Source organism: Shewanella sp. A22 (genome assembly GCF_053850585.1).
Genome location: NZ_JBSQBN010000058.1, coordinates 1 through 22,007 on the forward strand (window position 1 = coordinate 1; position 22,007 = coordinate 22,007).

Annotated in this window: 23 protein-coding genes; 7 read left to right on the forward strand and 16 right to left on the reverse strand. The window is 40.4% G+C overall.

Annotation, left to right across the window (positions count from 1 at the left end):
• Window positions 1–133: 133 nt before the first annotated feature.
• Window positions 134–487, reverse strand: coding sequence for a hypothetical protein (locus tag ACWXWT_RS11740; RefSeq protein ID WP_456041769.1), 354 nt, complete (start codon window positions 485–487; stop codon window positions 134–136).
• Between the two features lie 125 nt (window positions 488–612).
• Window positions 613–1,212 carry a hypothetical protein gene (locus ACWXWT_RS11745; RefSeq protein ID WP_456041770.1) on the reverse strand — a complete coding sequence of 200 codons (600 nt, stop codon included), beginning with the start codon at window positions 1,210–1,212 and terminating at the stop codon, window positions 613–615.
• A gap of 376 nt (window positions 1,213–1,588) precedes the next feature.
• Here ACWXWT_RS11745 and ACWXWT_RS11750 point away from each other — a divergent pair, with 376 nt between their 5' ends.
• Window positions 1,589–2,545, forward strand: a complete 957-nt coding sequence (locus ACWXWT_RS11750; protein ID WP_456041771.1) for an integron integrase — start codon at window positions 1,589–1,591, stop codon at window positions 2,543–2,545.
• An 85-nt stretch (window positions 2,546–2,630) separates the two neighbouring features.
• Here ACWXWT_RS11750 and ACWXWT_RS11755 read toward each other — a convergent pair whose 3' ends face one another.
• From ACWXWT_RS11755 to ACWXWT_RS11790, 8 genes are all read right to left on the reverse strand, one after another.
• Window positions 2,631–3,401 carry an ABC transporter permease gene (locus ACWXWT_RS11755; RefSeq protein WP_456041772.1) on the reverse strand — a complete coding sequence of 257 codons (771 nt, stop codon included), beginning with the start codon at window positions 3,399–3,401 and terminating at the stop codon, window positions 2,631–2,633.
• Window positions 3,401–4,336: an ABC transporter ATP-binding protein gene (locus ACWXWT_RS11760; protein ID WP_456041773.1), complete on the reverse strand. Its 936-nt coding sequence runs from the start codon at window positions 4,334–4,336 to the stop codon at window positions 3,401–3,403. Before ACWXWT_RS11760 ends, ACWXWT_RS11755 begins: the two co-directional genes overlap by 1 nt.
• 68 nt (window positions 4,337–4,404) lie before the next feature.
• Window positions 4,405–4,935, reverse strand: coding sequence for a hypoxanthine phosphoribosyltransferase (gene hpt / locus ACWXWT_RS11765; protein ID WP_456041774.1), 531 nt, complete (start codon window positions 4,933–4,935; stop codon window positions 4,405–4,407).
• Between the two features lie 7 nt (window positions 4,936–4,942).
• Window positions 4,943–5,602, reverse strand: a complete 660-nt coding sequence (locus ACWXWT_RS11770; RefSeq protein WP_456041775.1) for a flavin prenyltransferase UbiX — start codon at window positions 5,600–5,602, stop codon at window positions 4,943–4,945.
• A 26-nt stretch (window positions 5,603–5,628) separates the two neighbouring features.
• Window positions 5,629–7,014, reverse strand: coding sequence for a UDP-N-acetylmuramate:L-alanyl-gamma-D-glutamyl-meso-diaminopimelate ligase (gene mpl, locus ACWXWT_RS11775; protein WP_456041776.1), 1,386 nt, complete (start codon window positions 7,012–7,014; stop codon window positions 5,629–5,631).
• 88 nt (window positions 7,015–7,102) lie between these two features.
• A complete protein-coding gene (locus ACWXWT_RS11780; protein WP_456041777.1) occupies window positions 7,103–7,405 on the reverse strand; it encodes an AzlD domain-containing protein in 303 nt (100 codons plus the stop codon).
• Window positions 7,402–8,172: an AzlC family ABC transporter permease gene (locus ACWXWT_RS11785; RefSeq protein ID WP_456041778.1), complete on the reverse strand. Its 771-nt coding sequence runs from the start codon at window positions 8,170–8,172 to the stop codon at window positions 7,402–7,404. Before ACWXWT_RS11785 ends, ACWXWT_RS11780 begins: the two co-directional genes overlap by 4 nt.
• 437 nt (window positions 8,173–8,609) lie before the next feature.
• On the reverse strand, window positions 8,610–9,569 hold the full coding sequence (locus tag ACWXWT_RS11790; RefSeq protein WP_456041779.1) for a LysR family transcriptional regulator: 960 nt from the start codon (window positions 9,567–9,569) through the stop codon (window positions 8,610–8,612).
• 492 nt (window positions 9,570–10,061) lie between these two features.
• Here ACWXWT_RS11790 and ACWXWT_RS11795 point away from each other — a divergent pair, with 492 nt between their 5' ends.
• The 4 genes from ACWXWT_RS11795 (at window position 10,062) to nrfD (ending at window position 12,739) form a co-directional block, all read left to right on the forward strand.
• Window positions 10,062–10,526: a hypothetical protein gene (locus ACWXWT_RS11795; protein ID WP_456041780.1), complete on the forward strand. Its 465-nt coding sequence runs from the start codon at window positions 10,062–10,064 to the stop codon at window positions 10,524–10,526.
• A 75-nt stretch (window positions 10,527–10,601) separates the two neighbouring features.
• Window positions 10,602–11,066 carry a multiheme c-type cytochrome gene (locus ACWXWT_RS11800; RefSeq protein ID WP_456041781.1) on the forward strand — a complete coding sequence of 155 codons (465 nt, stop codon included), beginning with the start codon at window positions 10,602–10,604 and terminating at the stop codon, window positions 11,064–11,066.
• A gap of 6 nt (window positions 11,067–11,072) precedes the next feature.
• Window positions 11,073–11,801 carry a 4Fe-4S dicluster domain-containing protein gene (locus ACWXWT_RS11805; protein ID WP_456041782.1) on the forward strand — a complete coding sequence of 243 codons (729 nt, stop codon included), beginning with the start codon at window positions 11,073–11,075 and terminating at the stop codon, window positions 11,799–11,801.
• A complete protein-coding gene (gene nrfD, locus ACWXWT_RS11810) occupies window positions 11,798–12,739 on the forward strand; it encodes a cytochrome c nitrite reductase subunit NrfD (protein ID WP_456041783.1) in 942 nt (313 codons plus the stop codon). Before ACWXWT_RS11805 ends, nrfD begins: the two co-directional genes overlap by 4 nt.
• Window positions 12,740–12,800: 61 nt before the next feature.
• Here the strand turns inward: nrfD and ACWXWT_RS11815 are convergent, their stop codons facing one another.
• From ACWXWT_RS11815 to ACWXWT_RS11835, 5 genes are all read right to left on the reverse strand, one after another.
• Window positions 12,801–13,481, reverse strand: coding sequence for a Fe2+-dependent dioxygenase (locus tag ACWXWT_RS11815; protein WP_456041784.1), 681 nt, complete (start codon window positions 13,479–13,481; stop codon window positions 12,801–12,803).
• Between the two features lie 85 nt (window positions 13,482–13,566).
• Window positions 13,567–15,897, reverse strand: coding sequence for a TonB-dependent receptor (locus tag ACWXWT_RS11820; protein ID WP_456041785.1), 2,331 nt, complete (start codon window positions 15,895–15,897; stop codon window positions 13,567–13,569).
• Window positions 15,898–16,220: 323 nt separating this feature from the next.
• Entirely contained in the window at window positions 16,221–16,607 is a 387-nt protein-coding gene (gene gloA2 / locus ACWXWT_RS11825) for an SMU1112c/YaeR family gloxylase I-like metalloprotein (RefSeq protein ID WP_456041786.1), read from the reverse strand.
• 157 nt (window positions 16,608–16,764) lie between these two features.
• Entirely contained in the window at window positions 16,765–18,834 is a 2,070-nt protein-coding gene (locus tag ACWXWT_RS11830) for a PhoX family protein (RefSeq protein WP_456041787.1), read from the reverse strand.
• A gap of 172 nt (window positions 18,835–19,006) precedes the next feature.
• Window positions 19,007–20,275 carry a DEAD/DEAH box helicase gene (locus ACWXWT_RS11835; RefSeq protein ID WP_456041788.1) on the reverse strand — a complete coding sequence of 423 codons (1,269 nt, stop codon included), beginning with the start codon at window positions 20,273–20,275 and terminating at the stop codon, window positions 19,007–19,009.
• A 241-nt stretch (window positions 20,276–20,516) separates the two neighbouring features.
• Between ACWXWT_RS11835 and ACWXWT_RS11840 the strand changes: the two genes are divergently transcribed.
• Window positions 20,517–20,699, forward strand: a complete 183-nt coding sequence (locus ACWXWT_RS11840) for a hypothetical protein (protein ID WP_456041789.1) — start codon at window positions 20,517–20,519, stop codon at window positions 20,697–20,699.
• A gap of 12 nt (window positions 20,700–20,711) precedes the next feature.
• Here the strand turns inward: ACWXWT_RS11840 and ACWXWT_RS11845 are convergent, their stop codons facing one another.
• Window positions 20,712–21,197 carry a GNAT family N-acetyltransferase gene (locus ACWXWT_RS11845; RefSeq protein ID WP_456041790.1) on the reverse strand — a complete coding sequence of 162 codons (486 nt, stop codon included), beginning with the start codon at window positions 21,195–21,197 and terminating at the stop codon, window positions 20,712–20,714.
• 301 nt (window positions 21,198–21,498) lie between these two features.
• Between ACWXWT_RS11845 and ACWXWT_RS11850 the strand changes: the two genes are divergently transcribed.
• Window positions 21,499–21,939 carry a DUF3429 domain-containing protein gene (locus tag ACWXWT_RS11850; protein WP_456041791.1) on the forward strand — a complete coding sequence of 147 codons (441 nt, stop codon included), beginning with the start codon at window positions 21,499–21,501 and terminating at the stop codon, window positions 21,937–21,939.
• Window positions 21,940–22,007 lie beyond the last annotated feature (68 nt).

Sequence of the window (22,007 nt, forward strand, 5' to 3'; positions counted from 1 at the left end):
ACGATGATTTGACAGCTAAATGACAGACGAAGTAGATGAATTTGTTGGTTGATTTTTATTTGACTGCAAAAGCAGTCAAATTAGTTAGGTTCGCCTATTGACTGGCGGAAGGCTCATATGTGTTATGCTTCACTTACAGCAACAACGGAAGCCAAATTAATATACTGCCCAAATACCAATAAGCCTCACATTCGTCCTGATTCTTTGAGCAATGCGCTTCAGTTTGCTTGGGAGTTTTCCATGAAATATATTTAACATCACCATAAGGAATTAAAATATTTTCACCAACAAGCCCATCGTTTGTTGCCTCAATAAGCACAAACCGATAGCCATTTTCACCATCATTAACCCACATGACATATCCAGGCTTTAATATCGGTTGGAGCCATTCTTGATTTTCTTTAGCGGTGAATGGCTTCCTTTCCTTTGTAGCACAACCTAAAAGGAGAAAGCTAATTAAAAATAGAATTACTAGTTTGCGATTCAAATGCAACCTCCTTGTGAAGCATAACGCCTTAATAACTGGCGTGTAGGTTGGTGTTATTTTTGCAACTTTTTCTTTTGCAAAAATGATGACAACCGTAATACGTCCAGTTGATTAACTTGTTATACCTATTTTTCGATCCATAGTAGCACCAAAAAAGTACTACTAAACAAAATCCCGACAAAAAAACGTCCAAGAAAACTTACTAATGATAACTTACTTATAAATGAGCCATCCCAACGGATTAAGTTACTTAAATACCACATTAGGAAATTTTGCAATAAGATGAATAGTAATAACAAAGATGTTAAAGGGAAAATAAAAAATAACTTCCAAACTTCAACTTGTTCACGCAATGCAGGAGTCAATACACATAACTGGCCAAATAACAGTCCAAAGGTAAGTGATCCTATAGCATAAACATTAACAAGCAATTGCTGAGCGATATTAGAAAATAGCTTTACCTTATTAAAAATGAATGAAACTCCAAACATTGCGCAACCGAAAACAGCTATAAAGTTCCATAAAACAGGACCAATCCCTTGTGAAATTGCAGCTTGATAGTATTCAACAGTTCTTGATTCAGCCAATTTATGTACCAATAAGACAGTTAAAAACGCAGGTAAAGCCCAGTAGAAAAATACAGATATAGCGTCCTTCCATTTAGATCCGATGGTGAAATCGGTTTTATCAAAATGAGATAATTGAGACTTTAAAGATGCTTTCATGAGACTCCGTGTTTAGGTATAACAGCGTATTAGCGAGAATTCCGATAAACATCCTGAGAAGCTCACCAAACCCAACATTAATAACACCTTAATTATTAATAATTTTAGTAACTTATCAGTTTACCCTTCATGAATCAATCACCCTTTTGGCTAGGTGAAACCGAGAATTTTAATAACCGAGAACGATTTGGTCTCTTTATGCAAAGATGACTTATGAACAAAAATCAACCAATTCAATTAACTAAGTTTGTCCTTGAGATAAAACCGAGAATTTTTGTGATTACATAACGAGAACAAAACTGGCTTTTTTACAACAATGAATTATAACTGTACGTATATACAGTTGTATTGCCAGTTTTAATCAAAAGGAGTTGATATGTCAACATCACCATTTCTCGAGTCAATTCGCACTGAACTTCGCACACGACGTTACAGTATCAAAACAGAGAAAGTATATTTATATTGGATAAAGCAATTTATCCTTTTCAATGACAAAAAACATCCTCAAGACATGGGCAATGCTGAAATTGAGCGTTTTTTAAATCATTTAGCAGTCAATCGGCAAGTTAGTGCTGCAACACAAAACCAAGCTTTATGCGCAATCATTTATATGTATAAACATATCATTCTAAGAGATATATCGAATTTACGTTATTCATTGACTAAGCGGGAACAATCTATACCGACAGTACTAACCCACGACGAGGCTAAAAGCATTATTAGCCATCTTTCGGGCCAATATTGGTTAATTGCATCACTTCTATATGGTGGAGGATTACGCATAAATGAGGCATTAAAGCTAAGGGTTAAAGATGTGAACGTACAAAATAATACGCTATTTATTTTTAGAGGCAAAGGTAAAAAAGATCGTTATACATTATTGCCAAAATCCTTAAACTATTCTTTGGATAACCAATTTAACATCGTAAAAGCTCGCCACCAGCAAGATTTAAGTGAAGGTTATGGGTTAGCGTCTTTGCCACCTGCACTATTGCGTAAATATGGTAATGCCGCTAAAGATTTATCTTGGCAGTACATTTTTCCGTCATCGACTCGCTGTACACATCCATATGACGGCTATATTTGTCGTCATCATATTCACGAAACGACATTTAGAAAACAATTACGCAAAGCAGTATTAATGAGCCAAATACCCAAGCAAGTAAAAGCACATACCTTTAGACATACGTTTGCGACTCAATTACTGCAAAATGGTACCGATATTCGGACGGTTCAAGAGCTATTAGGCCATTCAGATCTTAAAACGACTGAACTGTATACCCATGTTATTGGTTCTCGTTTTAGTCATACCACCAGCCCGATGGATAGATAAATTTCACCCACAAAAAAGGACTCTTTTGAGCCCTTTATACACACATTATTCGTTATCGCTTGGTAAGCGGCTACCTACTACAGACTTAGCTACGCAACCCAATCCCGCGGGATATTAAATAGTATGCCAGTGTCCATAAACTGACACAAAACCCAATCATAATCGCAATCGATAATGGTACGCTAATGTCGGCAAAACCTAAGAAGCCATAACGGAATACGTTAATCATGTACACCACAGGGTTTAACCCCGACACACCTTGCCAAAACTCAGGTAATAACGATAACGAGTAAAATACCCCGCCTAAATAAGTTAGAGGTGTCAAAATAAACGTTGGGATAATACTAATGTCGTCAAAGCTTTTGGCAAATACCGCGTTGATTAATCCGCCCAGCGAAAACAGTACCGAGGTTAAAAATACCGTAAGTATAACTAAGCCGACATGGTGCAGAGTAATGTTCACAAAAAGCATTGCGACAACGGTTACGATTAGACCAACGCACAACCCTCGGGCGACACCGCCGCCGACGTAACCGGCAATTAATACATAATGCGGTACAGGTGCGACCATAATTTCTTCAATATTACGCTGAAACTTGGCACTGTAAAATGACGACGCCACATTTGAATACGAGTTGGTAATCACCGACATCATAATTAAACCGGGGGCGATAAACTCCATATAGCTTACGCCGCCCATTTCACCGATACGGCTACCAACCAAGTTACCAAAAATTAAAAAGTATAGCGTCATGGTAATAGCTGGCGGTACTAGTGTTTGAATCCAAATGCGAGTAAAACGATTAATTTCTTTGGTTAAAATGCTTTTAAAAGCCACAAAATACAGGCGATTCATTATTTTGACTCCTTGGCTTTTTCAACAAGCTCAACAAATAATTCTTCTAAGCGGTTGGCTTTATTACGCATCGACAGTACCTCTATATTGGCGGTACTCAACTGAGCAAACAACTCATTAATATTATGCGATTTAGCCACGTCGACTTCTAATGTATGCTCGTCTGTTAAGCGGCAATTCATTTTAGGTAATTGCGGCGCTACTGTCAGGTCATGGCGTAAATCTAAAATAAAGGTTTCCACATCAAGCTTACTTAACAATGTCTTCATGGTGGTGCATTCCACCAGCAAACCCATGTCGATAATACCAATGGTGCGACACAGCATTTCGGCCTCTTCAAGGTAGTGAGTGGTTAAAATAATGGTCACACCTTGTTTATTAATTTGCTTTAAAAAGTCCCACATTGAACGGCGTAGTTCAATGTCTACCCCTGCTGTGGGCTCGTCTAGTATTAACAATTTAGGCTCATGCATTAATGCGCGGGCAATCATTAAACGGCGTTTCATGCCGCCAGACAGTTCCCGGGCTTGGGCGTGGCGCTTTTGCCATAAATCGAGTTGGGTAAGGTATTTTTCTGCACGGACCAACGCAACATCTTTTGGCACGCCGTAGTAACCTGCTTGATTTATGACAATTTGTTGCACGGTTTCAAACTGGTTGAAGTTGAATTCTTGCGGCACTAACCCAATACACAATTTGGCTTGTTCAAGTTGTTTATCGATATCATAACCAAACACAGATACTGAGCCTGATGTTTTTTGAACCAGCGAACTGATAATACCAATGGTGGTTGATTTACCCGCACCATTAGGGCCAAGCAATGCAAAAAAGTCACCTTGCTTTACCGTCAAACTGATTGACTTAACAGCTTGTACGCCGCCTTTATAGGTTTTTTTAAGGTTATCGATCACCAATGCATTGGCGTTATCGGCCATATTGAAATCCTCAACTTACAATGAAAAAAAACTCCCACATCGGTGGGAGTTTATAAAATGATGTTTGTTTAATCTAGTGGCACAACTTTCGCTATGTATGGCAGGTTTCGATACTGCTCAGCATAATCGATACCATAGCCTACGATAAACTCGTCGGGAATGGTGATACCAATAAAGTCGACAGGTACTTCAACTTCGCGGCGCTCTGGTTTATCTAATAATGTGCATAGCGTTAAGCTTTTTGGGTCACGCAGTAATAACATTTCGCGCACTTTATTTAAAGTGTTGCCTGAGTCGATTAAGTCTTCAACAATTAATACATCACGACCAGCAATATCTGACTGCACATCTTTTAATACTTTAACATCGCGTGAGCTGTTCATGCTATTACCGTAGCTCGAAACAGACATAAAATCGATTTCGACATGGCCTTTAATTCGGCGGCACAAATCGGCCATAAACACGACTGAACCTTTTAACAGGCCAACCATTAATAAGCGCTCGCTGTGAGCATAATGCTCGTTAATACGCGCAGCTAACTGGTCTAGAGTTTTATTGATTTCTTGTTCAGAAATCATCATTTCAATGGTGTGCTTCATAAATATCTCAATTGTCGATGTCGTTTGGCTGAGTATGTCCGTATCCCCAGCGACTCGTTAGGTCGTGCTCAATGCCCAAATGGTCAAGTATTCGGGAAACCATGAAGTTTACCAGATCTTCTACCGATTGGGGATTATGATAAAAGCCTGGCGCTGCAGGCATGATGGTCGCACCGTTACGTGTTAGGCTTAACATATGCTCTAAGTGTATGGCGCTAAAAGGAGTTTCACGCGGAACCAGAATCAATTGCCCCCGTTCTTTTAATACCACGTCAGCTGCTCTTTCGAGCAGATTATTGCTCATCCCAGTTGCAACAGCGGCTAATGTGCCCGTTGAACATGGGCAAATAACCATTTGTTTTGGTGCTGCACTACCAGACGCAGGCGGTGAAAACCATTCATCTTTACCTAATACCACTAACTCGCCTTTACACTGTGTCTCAGCACTTTCAAGCTGCTGTAATAATTGTGCTTTGGCTTTTTCAGGGTTAGCACTTAGCTGTAGGCCATGTTCGGTGGCGAGTACCACTCGCGCAGCGCTAGATATCATTAAAAACACTTGGTAATCGGCAGCCAGTAAACACTCCAGCAGCTTTACACCATAAGGTGCGCCAGACGCTCCGGTCCACGCTAGGCTAATTGCTTTGGCTTTTTTGGCGTAGGCCATCTTTTATCCTCTATTAACTATGGCCGTTACGCGATAGCCTGAATGATTTTTTGGTGAATACCATTAAAGCCACCATTACTCATAATCACTACCGTATCACCTTGTTTAACATTGCTGGCTACGGCAGTAATAATGTCTTCAATGTCGCGATAAACGGTCACAGGGATGGGCGCATTGACCATACTGGCATTAATATCCCAACCAATATTATCTGCTTGAAATAAATAACCTACGTCTGCTAATGCCATTGAATGAGCTAACGTATCTTTATGGACACCACTTTTCATGGTGTTTGACCGAGGCTCTAACACTACAATAATTTTGCCTTTTCCAACTTTTGCCCGCAGCCCTTGTAAGGTGGTGGCAATGGCGGTTGGATGATGAGCAAAATCGTCATATACAGACACACCATTGACCGTTGCCAATAGCTCTAAACGACGTTTTGGTGGACTAAATTGCGCCAAAGCCTCAATAGCATGATGTGGTGCAACGCCAATATGACGAGCGGCGGCAATAGCCATTATCGCATTTTCGATATTATGCTGCCCAATCAAGCCCCAGTTTACAACACCTTGTGGCTCACCTTTATACAACACTTCAAACTCGTGCCCATCACCTGCAATAGTACGCGACTGCCAAGCGCTTGGTTCATCTTTATTAACAGTTGTAGATGTAGAATAGACCTCTTGTTCGCTCCAGCAGCCCATCTTAATGACTTGCTGTACAGCTTCAACGTCGCGAGGCCAAATAACCTTACCCTCACCGGGCACAGTGCGGATAACATGATTAAATTGACGCTGAATAGCTGCTAAGTCGGCAAATATATCGGCATGATCAAATTCTAAATTATTGATCACCAAAGTGCGCGGGTGGTAATGGACAAACTTAGATCGTTTGTCAAAAAAAGCGCTATCGTATTCGTCGGCTTCAACGACAAAAAATGGTGAGTTACCTAAACGTGCCGACACGCCAAAATTTTGTGGTACGCCACCAATTAAAAAACTAGGTTCGTAACCGCAATATTCTAAAATCCATGCCAACATACTGGAAGTAGAGGTTTTTCCGTGAGTGCCAGAAACCGCCAACACCCAACGATTGGGCAAAATATGTTCAGACAAAAACTGCGGTCCCGAGGTGTATTTCATGCCTCGGTTTAAAACAGCTTCAACACACGGATTACCACGGCTCATGGCATTACCAATCACCACTAAATCAGGCTGATTGTCACCTTCTTTGCCTAATTGGATAGGATCAAAACCTTGGATTAGCTCAATACCTTGTTGCTCAAGCTGGGTGCTCATCGGCGGGTAAACGTTGGCATCGCTGCCGGTTACTTTGTGGCCCATTGCTCGCGCAAGCAGGGCTAATCCGCCCATAAATGTGCCACAAATGCCTAAAATGTGTACGTGCATACTCAACTCTACATATTCCGAAATATGGCGGTTATTCTAATCTATTGCGTAACAGAATGTCAGTTAACAATGACCGAGAATTGATTGCCTAATATAAAATAAAAAACAATCCCATACTCAATACTGTGGTGAGCAAGGTATTGCGAGTGGCATAAGCTAACACTGTGGCCACTAGCGCACAGGTTAAATAAGGATTATGCACGCTAATAGCCAGGTTTCCTTCGGGCACAAACACGATGGGGGCCAATATGGCCGTTAATACTGCGGGAGCTGAATAACTTAAAAAGGTTAAGGTATTCTTGCTCAGGCGAATGGGAATTTTAGGTTCTAATAGTAAGTGCCTACTGACAAACACCACCACTGCCATGGATAAAATAATGAGCCAAATCATACATCATCCTCTTTGGGTGCTGAAAAAACATCCGAAACCTCACGCCCTTCGTTAGTGAGTTTCGCATAAGTCATACCTGCAGCCATGCCCGATATGGCTGCAATTAATAGTCCTGCTTGAATGGCAAATACGGCACACACTACAGCTAACGTTAGCGACACCAAAACGCACACTAAAATGGATGGTTTTTTTATTGTAGGTACCACAATGGCGATAAAGGTGGCGGCAATAGCAAAATCGAGCCCAAGTTCGCCTAAATTGTCGATAGATTGCCCTGCGACAATACCGAGCAAAGTAGCAATATTCCAACCGATATAAAAAGTTAACCCACCACCCAAAGCGTACCAGCGATCAAACTGATGTTGAGCAGGCATATCGCTTTTATGAGCCTGATTGGCTATAGCAAAAAGTTCGTCAGTGAGTAAAAAGCCTAATCCTAAACGCCATTTAAGCGGTAGTGGGCTAATGTGCGTTCTCATGGCCATGGCATACAGTAAATGCCGAGAAGTAATCAATAAAGTGGTGATTAAAATACTGCCGATACCAATACCCGCTTTTATCATCCCTAGGGCAACCAATTGCGCACTTCCCGCAAAAATAATCGCCGACATGGCTTGGCTTTCTACAGCGGTGAGACCAATTTCGAGCGCAAAAGACCCAGCTAAAATCCCCCAAGGGATCACCGCAATGGTTAATGGCATCACCGCAAGTGCTCCTATTAACAATGATTTTGTTCTAGTGGTATTGGTCAATTCGGTTGTGGTCACATCATCTCCTTATGTTGCACTTATTACGCTAACGCGCTAAATGACAAGAAGATTAGCTTAACGTGAATATGCTAATAAAGCCCTTTAAAACTTATCATCAAACACGATTTTTACACAAGGAGATAACGATGACGTGTCATTTAAATAATGGTATTTATATTAACTCAGTTAATAAAATGACTAATCGATTGAAACAAAGAAATAAGCTATAGAGAATACTATTTTTGAAATGGCTTAATAATTATGTTCTACACAGAAAAAAGGGAACAGTAAATGACTTAGGTAGATGTTACATCATTATTGACAGATTTTATTTTTACAACACTGAATAATTCAATGTCCGATTAACTAAACCTTATTTTCATTTATTGAAAATAAACGATTATTTTTATCATTCCGTTATTATGCAAATGCGAATACAAGTCACTGACTATTCTCTAAACAAGTTCATAAGTTAACTCTCGAAGTTGTTTTTTAAGCCACATTGTTTCATCATTATCTGCATCAGGGTGAGTGACCAACATTAACTTTAGTGGTTCTACAACTTCAAAAAGGCGATTGCATTCATACTCAGATAGCTGGCAGGCATGTAAACCTGAATCATCATCCAGCATGTCGTAAACCGATTTATAAGGTGTTAATGCCAGCGACTCACAATCTGAAAGGTAATCAAATAAAGAAGACACACTGGTAATGGTCATCTCAGTATTTAGAGACAAATCCTTAAACTTACAATACTCCTGAAATGGGTTAAGCGTAGGCAATTGGAGACCGACAAGAGTATTAATGTAGGGATATGCTGCAATGCTTTCCATGGTGATCTCTTGCTTTAAGATGGGGTGTTTCTTGCAGCTTAATAAGTACTGTCGGTTCATTGTTGCCAGCACTTCGACTTGCAAGCTTTGATCAAAGCAATGGATTTCTTCAGGGCTTTTGCAACAACACATCACAATACAATTTGGGTCGTGAACGACATTTTCTAGGGAATGGCTATTCCAGTTACTAATATTTATATGGATATTTTTATGATGCTGTTTAATTGCATGCATTAATGAGCGTGGATAGGCATGAGTTATCATTCCTGGAATGACTAATTCAAAATACCTGCCCTGTAACGACTCTTCATTATTTAATCTATTGAAGTTTTTAGCACATTCCACAATGTCCTTTGCAATAGGATAAATTTTACCTGCGTAATCATTTGGCACCAAGCCGTATTTTCGTCTGATAAAAAGTTCATCTCCAAATATCAATCTTGCCGTATGTAAACAACGACTTATCTTTGAAGCTGGTATATCTAATATTCTAGAAACGTGAGTTGCTGATTTATTTTCGTAAAGACTAACTAATATAGAAAGTGTTAATAAATCTAATTTATCTAAGTCAATTGGTTTCATCTTAGATACTCCTTTATAGGTATACGCTGTAACATTCTAACGTTTTTACATCAAGTTCATATTGTTATTTTCAGTTTTCAATGATTAGTTATTCCAGATCATAGAAATGAATTATTTAAAACAACATATTTTATAAAAAGGCTCGTGTCGGGTTGGTATTTCTTAAAACCCAAAGCAAATTTCATATACTGGAATTCCAAATTGTAAAAATTGGTTTTTACATAATTGAATTTCTAATTTCTCACTTATCTATTTATTTAAATTATTAAACGTAATTTAAACATGTAATATAAAACTTACATCAACTTTATGAACAGTAATAAAAAACATTGAAAACCATAATAAGACCTGAATCATAACTACCGTAAAATAATTAAAACCACCTCAATAAATTGATTACGATCAATTAAAATCATAAATATAAGCATAATATTAATTGTACGTCGATGGCGTATAAATAAATAATAAAACAATGAGTTTTTGGAGGGTTATATGATCACTTCAGTCTTTCTAAGTTATGCATTTGTGTATTCAGTGCTGTTTATTGTTGTTCCGTTTATATTAGTTGTTTTTATTATGACTTGTATAAAGTTCTTCAAACCCGATACAGAGGACCACTCAATTAAATTTAAAAAAACGCTTTTTGATAGCCAAAGTTTTAACTTTTTAAAATCTCTCAGAACGATGGTTGGTGGAAAATATGACGTTTGTTGTAACGTCCCAATCGATACCGTGTTTGAAATGGATGCTCAAACTGCAGCCGAAAATCATACTCGCCTCGATTATGTAGTAATTGACCACGACTCATCTGAAGTGAAATTGGTTATCTCTGATTTTAGTCAGCAAGATGACGCTAACGCGAAAAGTTTGTTCGAAAAATTCAATATTAAGTTAATTGAAATTGTTCGGGGCAAACCTTACGACATGCAAATGTTAAAACTATCTCTACCTGCTTGAAGACCCTATCGGGTGGCGACAACTCGTTTTCACCCGATTTTTCATACTAATCAAAAATTGTAGAGAGGACTGAATATGTCCCGGAATAACTGGCTACTGATGTTAAGTGTAGGCTTATTATCGTTTACGCTTATTAGTCAGGGAGCAAATAGCGCTAACGCTACTGAGCAAATTAATAATGACCCATGCATGAGATGCCATAAACGAAATGGGACAATGCAAGGGCATCATGCTCAAGACCAGCTAAAAATGAGTTGTAGCTCATGTCATGGTGACCAAGGAAATCATCCTAAAAAACCCAATGATTTAATGGTGTTCTCTTCTGAAAGTGACATAACAACTGCTGCTAAAAATAACGTGTGTCTTAAATGTCATGTGCCTCAAAAGTTGGCCAAGTCTGAGTGGACTCACAACGTACACGCACAAAAAGTGAGTTGTACATCTTGTCATAAATTGCATCCCCATTTAGATCCAATAATGGGCTTACATGCAAAACAACGCAGTAATGTGTGTCGAAATTGCCACACGGTGCAGAGGTAACCAATCATGGAAAATTCAAGAAGACATTTTCTTAAAAGCACCTGCGCATTGTTTGCTAGCGTGTCGGTATATCCACTCAGTCGCAATGATGCCAATGCCGATACAGATACAGATACAGATACAGATACAGATACAGATACAGATACAGATACAATATCTCAGCAAACTAAATATGCCATATTGCATGATGAGACTAAGTGTATTGGTTGCAATGCCTGTGTTGAAGCGTGCCGAGAAGTAAATCATGTACCTGAGGGTGTTACTAGGCTCAGTATTGATAAATCGGGACCATATGGCGAATACCCCAACCAGTATTACCACTTTTCGCGCCACTCTTGCGAGCATTGCGAAGATGCACCTTGCGTAAAAGTGTGTCCAACAGGTGCTGCTTTTATCGATAAGAACACTGGGATTGTTTCGGTTGACGCAGATAAATGTGTAGGTTGCCAATATTGTATTTTTGCCTGTCCTTATGACGTTCGTTTTATCAACCCCGTGACCAAGGCTGCCGACAAATGTGACTTTTGCCGTGAAACCAACCTTAAACAGGGAAAACAGCCTGCTTGTGTGGAAGCATGCCCAACAAAAGCACTGGTATTTGGCAATCTTAAAGATCCCGAATCAGAACTGGTTGCACTTCTAAAAGCCAATCCAACTCAGCACACTAAACAAGCCCTAGGCACCCGTTCTAAATTATTCCGTATTAAGGCTAAACAAGGGGAGATAATATTATGAGTGCTTTTCATTTTGACACTTTGGTTTGGCACTGGCCCATTGCCATATACCTATTTCTTGCAGGGGCATCTGCAGGCGCGATGTTTTTTGCTGTTTTAATCAAACATTTTTGTCTTAAAGAGAAGGCTTATCAGTCTGGATTTATACAAGCTGCGTGTATTGTTGCCGCTATTGCCGTGTTAGCAGGGTTAGGGATCTTAGTATTTGACTTAACTAAACCTTGGGAGTTTTGGAAAATATTACTGTTTTATAACCCCACGTCAGTCATGTCTATGGGCGTGATTATTTTAATGATTTATCAGATTTTTATGTATGCATGGATTGTTATCATCTTTCGTGAACCCATCAATAATTGGTGTCAAAACCGCTTACCGTTTGTTTGTAAATTCACCAATATACTCGTGCCTTATGAAGCAGGCATAACTGGTTTTTTGATCATATTTTCAGTGTCATTAGGAGCCTACACAGGATTTTTATTATCGGCCCAACCCCGCTTCCCTATGTTAAATAATCCTGTGCTACCTTTGCTGTTTTTAGCCTCTGGCTTGTCTTCTGGTGCCGCTGCATCATTATTGGGTGGTGTATTACTAAAAGGCAGCCCTAATGGCAAGGAAGTCCGGTTTATCCATAGAGTCGAAATTCCGCTCATTTTAGGCGAAATTGTTCTTCTTTTTACCTTCTTTATGGGGTTAGTACTGAGTGGTGGTCAAAGTAAAATCGCAGCATTTACTGCCATTGGAGAAGGAGTGTGGGGCTGGATATTCTGGTTTGGTATTATGGGGTTAGGGTTGTCAGCCCCATTAGCAATGAATTTATTTATGAATGCCACGTCAAAACGTAAGTTTTCCTACGTTGCCGGTACCGCGTGTTTAAGTTTATTGGGCGTCATACTGTTACGTAATTTTGTACTTTACACAGGCCAAATGACCGTCAATTAATCACCTGAGACCATGTCATTAGGTGATAATATCCAGCGAGATGTTACCCTAATGACACCGATTATAACTGGGTAAATTGGCGTATCAGGTTATGATACACATTGTGTAAGTTATCTAATTCAGCACGATCGGTGTTATTGGCTTTGATCAGATTTTGAATACTTTGATCAAGCTGATATAAGGTTTGGCGCAAGGTAACATCTGCCACCATACTCTGCATCCACGTAATTGCAGCAACGCGTTGTCCACGGGTTACAGCTGTCACTTTATGTAAACTACTTGACGGATACACCACGGCGTAACCTGCAGGTAATTTAATGTGTTGTTGACCAAACTCAGTTGCAATTACAAGTTCACCACCTTCGTACTCTTCGGGCTCACTTAAAAAAACCGTCATTGAAACATCACTACGGATCACTTCTGATGTATTAGGGATCCGCATAATGGCGGCATCGACATGGTAGCCGTACTCTTCGGTTTCGCTGTAGCGATTAAAGCACGGCGGGAATATCTTATTGGGTAATGCGGCAGATACGATTTTAGGTGTCTCGCCAATACGCGCCAACAGTTGATTAGCAAGTTGCTGCACATTGGTATCTTGAGCATCTGCTTGATTGTTATTTTTAACTGAGGCAGCCATACCCATTGCGGTTTTACGGCCATCGCTCCATGGACATTCTGCTAGCTGCTGACGATAAGCATTGACATCTTGTTTAGAAAGGATTTTTTCAATCACAACCATAGCAATTTCCTAACATGTTAATTAATAAATAGGCCAAATCGCAAAATTTGGCCTATTTCATTATCTAGAGCTGAGGTTAACTACATTAAAACTCGTATGTCATAGACAATCTTGAGTTTCTTGCATCACCTAAGTACATGAACGAGCCTGAACGATATGCTGCTGTCCAATACTCTTCATTCATTACGTTACCAACATTAATGCGGAAAGTTAAGGCTTCTGTAGCATTGTAGCTAGCAAATAAATCAACTACTTGGTAATCAGGCACGACAATACTGTAACGATTATTGGTACTGTCGTAACCCGCTGCAGTATCTGGTTGTCCGCCATACATTTCGCTTTGGTAAGTATAACTCCCACCAAACACAAATGACTCAGTCAATTGGTAACGCAATTGTAGGTATGCACTTTCATCGGCAAAGTTACTCAACGCTAAGCCAATATTGCTCGCCTCATGAGACTCCAACACTTCTGAGTCCATTTTAGCTGCTGAAAATTGTACGCTTAGTTTGTCGGTAATATTACCGACCATGCCAAATTCAATCCCTTTAACGCGGTTTTTACCCGTGTTTAATGTACCAATGATTGAATAGTCATCTTCACCAATGCTTTCCATTACATCACTTTTGGTGATTTGGAAAATAGATGCAGAGAACATCATTTTGTCATCAAATAACATCCACTTGGTACCAAGCTCGAAGTTTTCAACGATTTCTGCATCGGCTTCTTGTGCTTGATCAGGCGTACCACACACACCGCCATATCCACAGTTTCCGCCTAGGTCAGACTCGCCGCCATTGATGTTAGTTGCGGTACTGTAGTTAGCATAAATATTAGCATCTTCAGACAGGTCATAGACCAGACCAAAATTGTAGTTATACATGGTGTCTGAGTAAGCATAATCTACTTCACCGCTATTACCCGTCGTGTCATTACTGTAGTCAAAGCTATCGAGTCGAAGGCCGTAAAATAATGACAACTGCTCAGTCAGTTCAACAGTGTCCATCATGTATGCCGACACGGTTTGAATGTCGTAAATAGCATCAGATCCGCCATCAACATAGTCTCGTGACACTAGTTGATTAACATTATCAATGGCATTGCCATTACCGTCTAAAATACAGTAGGACTCAGAGACACCCCGGCGACCATTAGTTGAACAATTGTAATTTTCAACATAACCATCTGCTTTTGAATACACACCGTTATCGACGTTTTCATCAGTGTATTCCAGACCAAAAACCAGCTTATTGCTAAAGCCCAGTATTTCAGTATTCCAGAATAAATTGAACTGAGTACTAAAGTAATCAACGTCTTGGTTACCTTGGTGGGTGCTTAATGTTAACGTTTTAGCCCCTGGAGCGGTTGCATCTGTGTCAGCTCGAGTGGAACCGCTCATACCTGTAGTAATGTAACCATTTTCGGTATGCCCTACACGGGTCGCGTTATATAAGGTAATGCTGTCATTTAACTCGTAATCTGTACGCAACGTAAAGGTTGTCACTTCAGAATCTAAAAAATCACCGTCTTGTGCATACACAGGAATATCTTCGAGTGGTTTACGTGTATCTCGGTCAAAATAGCTGCCTAAGTCGGGTACATCTTCGGCATTTAGGTGATAAACGTCAGCGGTAAAAGTCAGTGCGTCGGTTGTTTCATACACCCCAGACAACTGCACCCCTTGGCGTTTACTGCTGGTGCCTTCGCGGCCAGGCTTGTCTTCTTCTGCGGTCAACGCATTAAGACGTACGGCCACTTTTTCAGATAACGGTAAGTTATAATCGACTGTGATTCGGCTATGGTCGTCTGTACCAATGCCTAAATCGACACGGCCAAAGTCATACGCTACAGACGCTTTTTTAGTAACACTGTTAATTGCACCGCCCGATGAACCACGGCCAGCAAAAGTAGAACTTGGACCTTTGGTTATTTCTACACGTTCTGTGGCAAAACTTTCACGTGTGGTCATGCCAGGATCACGCAAGCCATCAACAAATACGTCACTGCGAGCTTCGTGTCCACGAATAATATAACGGTCACCAAAAGCGTTACCGTTTTCACCCGTACCTAAGGTCACACCCGCTTGGGCTGACAAAATGTCTTTTAAGTCAGTATTGCCCGACTCTTGAATTTGGTCTTGCGTTAATACAGTAATCACTTGAGGGGTATCCACAAGTGCTGCCATACGGCGTTTATCTGCTGAATTGTTGAACATGTAAACCGAGTTTTGTACACCGTGAACGCGAATACGCTCCATTGATTCTTCTGTTTGCGCCGGTTTACATTTAGCCAATAAATCCTTGTCGCATGTTTCCTTTTTAGCGTCTTCCGCATATAACGCTGGGCTGCTAAATACCAATGCAGCTGCAACAGCCTGAGCACCTAATGACAATTTACCGTAATTATTCGATTTCATGCCTAACATCATCCTATTGTTAATGTAAGTGTTAATTAAACTCTATTTATGTGATGCACTTTACATAAATGAAACAAACAACGCAAACACAAATCGTTATCATTAGCAAAAGTATTGGTTGTTTTCGTGACATGGGGATCTATATAAATAAGTGGCAATACTTAACTTTATCGTTATGAAAAACGGTTAATTAAGGAAGGAGGAACTACGACAGTTATCAATGTCATACCGAATAGGTATTTTTTACTGACCCGAGGTTGTCGCTTATGGCATCTCACAATGATTGATTACCATATCGCAAAGTCTATGGTCTATGGCTCAGGTTAGCCAGTTTGATAAAGCTCCAACGGTAGGCCGTCTGGATCGCTAAAAAAGGTGTATTGCTTGCCGGTATACTCATCAATACGAACTGGCTCGACCGAGATATTGTGCTGCTGTAAATGAGCCACGACAACATCGATATCATTAACGCGAAACGCTAAATGCCGCAAGCCTTGTGCTTCAGGGTAACTCGGTCTAGCCGGCGCACCATTAAAAGAAAAGAGCTCAATTTGACTGCCATCAGGTAAGACTAAGTCGAGTTTATAAGAGTCACGAGTTTGGCGATAATGTTCAGCAATTATCGTTAACCCTAGCACCTGCGTATAAAATGCTTTTGAACGAGGATAATCGGCACAGATAATAGCAACATGATGAATTCCATTTAGCATGGCTGTCCTTATTTTATAAATAAATTATTCATAATAATATCAATCTTTTAAAAATAAAACCCTGATAAAACAAGTCTATCAGGGTTGATGAAGATGTTTAAAGCCGAAACAAAAGACTAACGCAAAGGGTCATAATGTCTAGAGATAACGACTGTTATTAAACACCGATTTCACCGCCGTCATCTTTACGGATCATCACTGTGGCAGCTCGTGGACGAACTGTTGTGCCTGCCGGTGTTTCTTCGTCCGCTCTATCTGAGTATGGCCAATTGCCAGGATGCTGTATATTAGCAAAAATGGTGGTGTAATCTGGAGACATGGCAAAACCAGTCACTTCACAGCCGTTAGGACCCACAAAGAAACGCTTAAGCTGAGTTTGATTTTCAGCCGTGACGACTTGTTGGTTACCGTCTGCATCCACCATTGTTGATGGTACAATCGCCAACATTTGGTCATTGGTTTCTTCGGTGACTTCAGAGGCTCCATTGTCGGTTTGCACCCACAAAATACCACGTTGATCGAAGGCTAAACCGTCTGGACTCGCAAACTGGTTTAAGTCAGTTAAGCCTGATAAATTTGTTTCAGCATCACCATCTGCAGGTGAACCAAATATAAAGATATCCCAGTTAAATTCAGTTGCTGCATCACCTTCATCCCAACGGATAATATGACCAAAATTGTTATTTAAACGTGGGTTAGCAGGGTTGGTGCTGTCGGTACGTTTACTGTTGTTGGTTAACGTTAGGTATACAGTACCTGTAAATGGATCAACGGTTGTCCACTCTGGACGATCCATGGGTGTTGCACCCACTAAGTCTGCAGCGCCAGCAGTATTTAATATAATCGCGGCTTGTGAGTCAAAGGTATCTGCTAATGTTTTACCTTCAGTTGTCACGCCATCTAATGTTAATGGTAACCATTCACCCACACCGTCTTCACTGAATTTTGCTGCATATAACGTTCCTGCATTCATGTACTTATCACCAACGGTTAAACGATTAGTGCTATTAGCATCAGCAGGATCCCATACGGCATCTGAAACATATTTATACAGGTATTCAAAACGTGAATCATGGCCTGAATAAAATGTAATTGGTTTACCTGCTTCAAGTTTACCAAAGGCGCACCCCTCGTGGCGGAAGCGACCTAATGCAGTACGCTTAATGGCGCGCGAGTTGGGATTATATGGATCAATTTCAACAATATAACCGTGGCCATTAGCTTCGTTACGGTAATCGTTAGCAGCACTTGAACCAGTTGGCGTTACATCAAAACGGGCAAATTCGTCTAACCGCTCATCGTCATTACCTGCAAGATGGGTCCAACCGTAACGAGTGTCAGAAGTCGAAATTCCAATGCGGGCTTGCTCCTCTGTTAAAGTGCCTTTATTGACAAAGTAACCCGGCCAGTTTTCTTCACACGTTAGATAAGTGCCCCAAGGTGTATATCCATTACCGCAGTTATTTAAGGTGCCACGTGCTTGGCTCCCATCTGGCGAGTAACGCGTTTCCAAGTATGAGCTATACGCTAAAGGGCCTGCAATATCCATCACTGTTGCACCGGTAAAACGACGGTTATGACTGTCGTTTTCGACAACTTGCCATAGTCCAGAAACTAATTTAATACGCACAACTGAAATACCGTGTGCGTTGATTTCTTTACGGATTTCATCAATAACATTGCGCTTTCCATCAGCGTCATAGGTTGGGCCTGTTGGGTGTAAAGCGTTTTGGTCAATGTATTCGTGGTTAATACACAATAAGCCATCATCTGCCGAATCATTCAGCGGGAAGAAGTGCATACCATCATGGTGCATTCCTACTGAGTTTTCCTGATCGATAGCAGTATTGCTGCCATCGGCTTTCCATGCCGCAGCTTTCGAATTTAAGGGGGTTCCCCAAGGTGCTAAAACATAAGCGGAATATCCAGCAGGAATCGCCACAGCATCGGTTTTAGAACCGGCAATTGACTCAAAACCTAATACAGCAGAACTCGTTGTGGGTGCTGTTGGCGTAGTCGTTGTAGGCGGTGTTATTGGCGTTTCTGCAGCGGTATCATTATCAGAACCACAAGCGCTTAATCCGAATCCGCCAAACGCTGTCATCGCACTAAGCCCTAGGCCACGCTTAACAAAATTACGACGTGATAGATGGTTATCCATCACTTCATTGAAAGGGGTATTTTTGCTGTTGTTAAAACGAGTTGGATCAAATGTCGCCTTGCTCATAAGTTTTCCTTAAATGTGCTCACAAATTAACGGATCTAAAATAGGTCTATAGGTATAATTATTCGCAAATGAGGATAAGCACCAAATATGACAACAAGGTTCAAAAAGCATGACAAAAATGTGGCATTTATAAGACAAATGCCACCCAAAATACGTTCCGATGAATAACTTTTTAGCGTTTTTTAGCCCGAGAGGATGACGCTTTTAACGCCTTTTTACGTGCTTGTTGTTTTAATGCAGATTTAGTTGTTTTACGAGTAACAGGAGCGATTATGTCAAGGTTTGGCTCAAATCCAGGCAACCACTGTTGTGGTAAGCGTCGATCTAAAAAAGCTTCCAGCTTAGTCAGTAACGGTTCATCATCCACGCTCAGTAACGTAATTGCCTGGCCCGTTTTACCCGCTCTGCCTGTTCGACCAATTCGGTGTACATAGTCTTCAATTTGAAATGGTAATTCCATATTAACGACATAATGTAATTCGTTAATGTCTAACCCCCTAGCAGCAACATCGGTGGCCACCAATGCGGTAACATCACCCGCTTTAAAGGCTGATAAAACTTGCTCCCGTACTGCTTGTGATAAGTCTGCATGAAATGACTCAGCAGCCACACCAGCCTGCTGCATTTGTTTAACCAATGCATCAGCACCTTGTTTAGTACGACTAAATATCAAGCTTTGCTGCCATTTTTCGGTGGAAATGAGGTGGCACAGCATGGCGCACTTGCGGTTAGCATCAACATTAAATACCCGCTCGATAATTGTACTTGCTGTCGTATTGCGTAAAGCCACTTCAATCACTTTCGGCGAACGTAATAAACGACGGCTAAAACTTAGCATTCGGTCATCTAAGGTGGCTGAAAATAACAGCGTCTGCCTTATGCTTGGTAAACGTTTGAGCACTTCGACAATTTCATCTTTAAAGCCCATATCCAGCATGCGATCGGCTTCATCAAATACCAAGTGAGTTAACTGCGACAATGACAGCGCGCGCTTACGTATTAAATCTAATAAACGCCCAGGCGTTGCGACGAGAATATTGGTACCTGCAGCCAATTGCTGTATTTGAGCACCAATGCTCACTCCGCCGTAAACCATCACACAACTAACAGAACTGCCCTTAGCGTATTGCTCGATACTGTGGTGAACTTGTTGAGCTAACTCTCGCGTTGGGACTAATACTAGTGCGGTGATCGGGGGCGAATGCATCTGTTGAGCATTTGGCTGTACTGTTAAATTGTCTGTATGAGTCAATATATGGTGCAATATCGGTAACACAAAGGCAGCCGTTTTACCGGTACCGGTTTGCGCACCTGCCATAACATCCTTACCGCTTAAAATGATCGGTATCGCCTGTAATTGGATCGGTGTAGGTTGCTGATAATTTAATTCAGCTAAGCGATCCGTCAAAATAGAATGTAACGATAAATCTGTAAAGGACATAAAAGCTCCAAACCGGTGGGAGCGCAGTTTATCACGCCCATTCAGATTAAAACAAAAGCTATAGGCTGGAATATTGTTCGTTAACACACCTGCGAAAGGTTACACCCTACACATCTTAAGCATGCCATTAGATAATACTTGACTAAAAAAGTAAGACTTATACAATTATTACATGCAAATAAAAAGCATGTTTAAATTCATTTCGAAAGTCAACAACCAGATCCCACCACGAGGTATCACCATGAGTTTTTCAATTAGCGGTATTTTCAAACCCGCCAAGCAAGCTGAACCAATTAGCAATGTGGCACCTAAAGCCCAAGATACTAATGTAACAGAAACGAAAGTATCTAAGGCTGACAATACGGCAAAAAAACAAGTTAATGGTGGCAGTTGTTGCGGTGGATGTGGCGGCGGAAATCATTAATTAATTTGATAATTAAACGTTACCACGTCTGAATAAACGTAAATTGTCTTTACTGATAAGTTGCGGATACTGAGCTGTGACGTCGAAAAAACCATTTGAATACGCCACCGCCAATGAAGCTTGGTTCTGTTTATCAATATAAGCAAAAACTGGACTAGAAATAAATTGTTGTAAAAACATTTCGACGGCTTTGGTTGCAATGCCCTTCCCCCAATATTCTTGTCCGATCCAATACCCAATTAAACGCATATGGGGATCAGACTTTGCTGCTGAATCACTATTAATCCACGAGACAACATTTCCCACTAGAACATCATCAAGCCAAATCCCTTGTGCCGTAGCCTTTTCATTAGCCAATATTTTTTGCTGCCAATGTTGGTTAAAAGCTTTACGTTTACGTGCCGGAAAGTCAGCCATTTTATTTGCTATCGGGTCGTTTTCAAATTCAAATAATATATCTAAATCTGCTTCAGTAATCGGTTGAAGAGAAATATTCATTTCGGGTTCGCCTTTTCTATGTTGTGTCACCAAGATCATTTATATTATAGATAACATCAATTCTGGATAAGAGATGGGATAAATCGTTAAAAACGTTTTTGTTTCATATATGTAATATCAAACTTACCATGAGTTTCACTAATAAGGCATGTTAATGCCTCAATGATTGGCCTATTGTAAGTCGATACCACACAGATAGCGAAACAAAGCCTGTTTGATAAATATTTATTCTCTAAGGCCTGTTGAGCTTTCAAGGTTGTTTTTGCAGCAAATGGTATCCACATACATTAAGGGGTTTAGGATGAATAGCATTAAAACGTGGCAATGGTTAGGTTTTGCAGGCTTATTACCTTTTATTGTTCTCAGTGTGTTGGCATTTAATCACAGTTTATTAGCGCCCGAGCATACTATGTTGGGATTTGTCAGTTACAGTGCCGTAATACTCAGTTTTATTGCCGGAACTTTATGGGGTAAAGCGGTCATATTAACTTTAGATGATAATATCGCTAAATTACTTATTATCAGCAATATCATTGCACTAGCAAGCTGGATAGCACTGTTAACGCCGTTCGCGCTATCTGCACTTATTCTGCTAGCAAGTGGTTATCTGTATTTATTATATATTGAATTTAAAGCCAAGCAATTATCAACCTCCACCAGCTATCTCACATTGCGTACAATTTTAACCAGTGCCGCTGTGATATGCCATGTTATTGTCATGCTCAGTCTTTTTAGCGTTTAATACCATGTTAGCTCATACAAAAAGCCCATGCTTTATAGCATGGGCTTGTTATTTATTGCAGCAAGCTC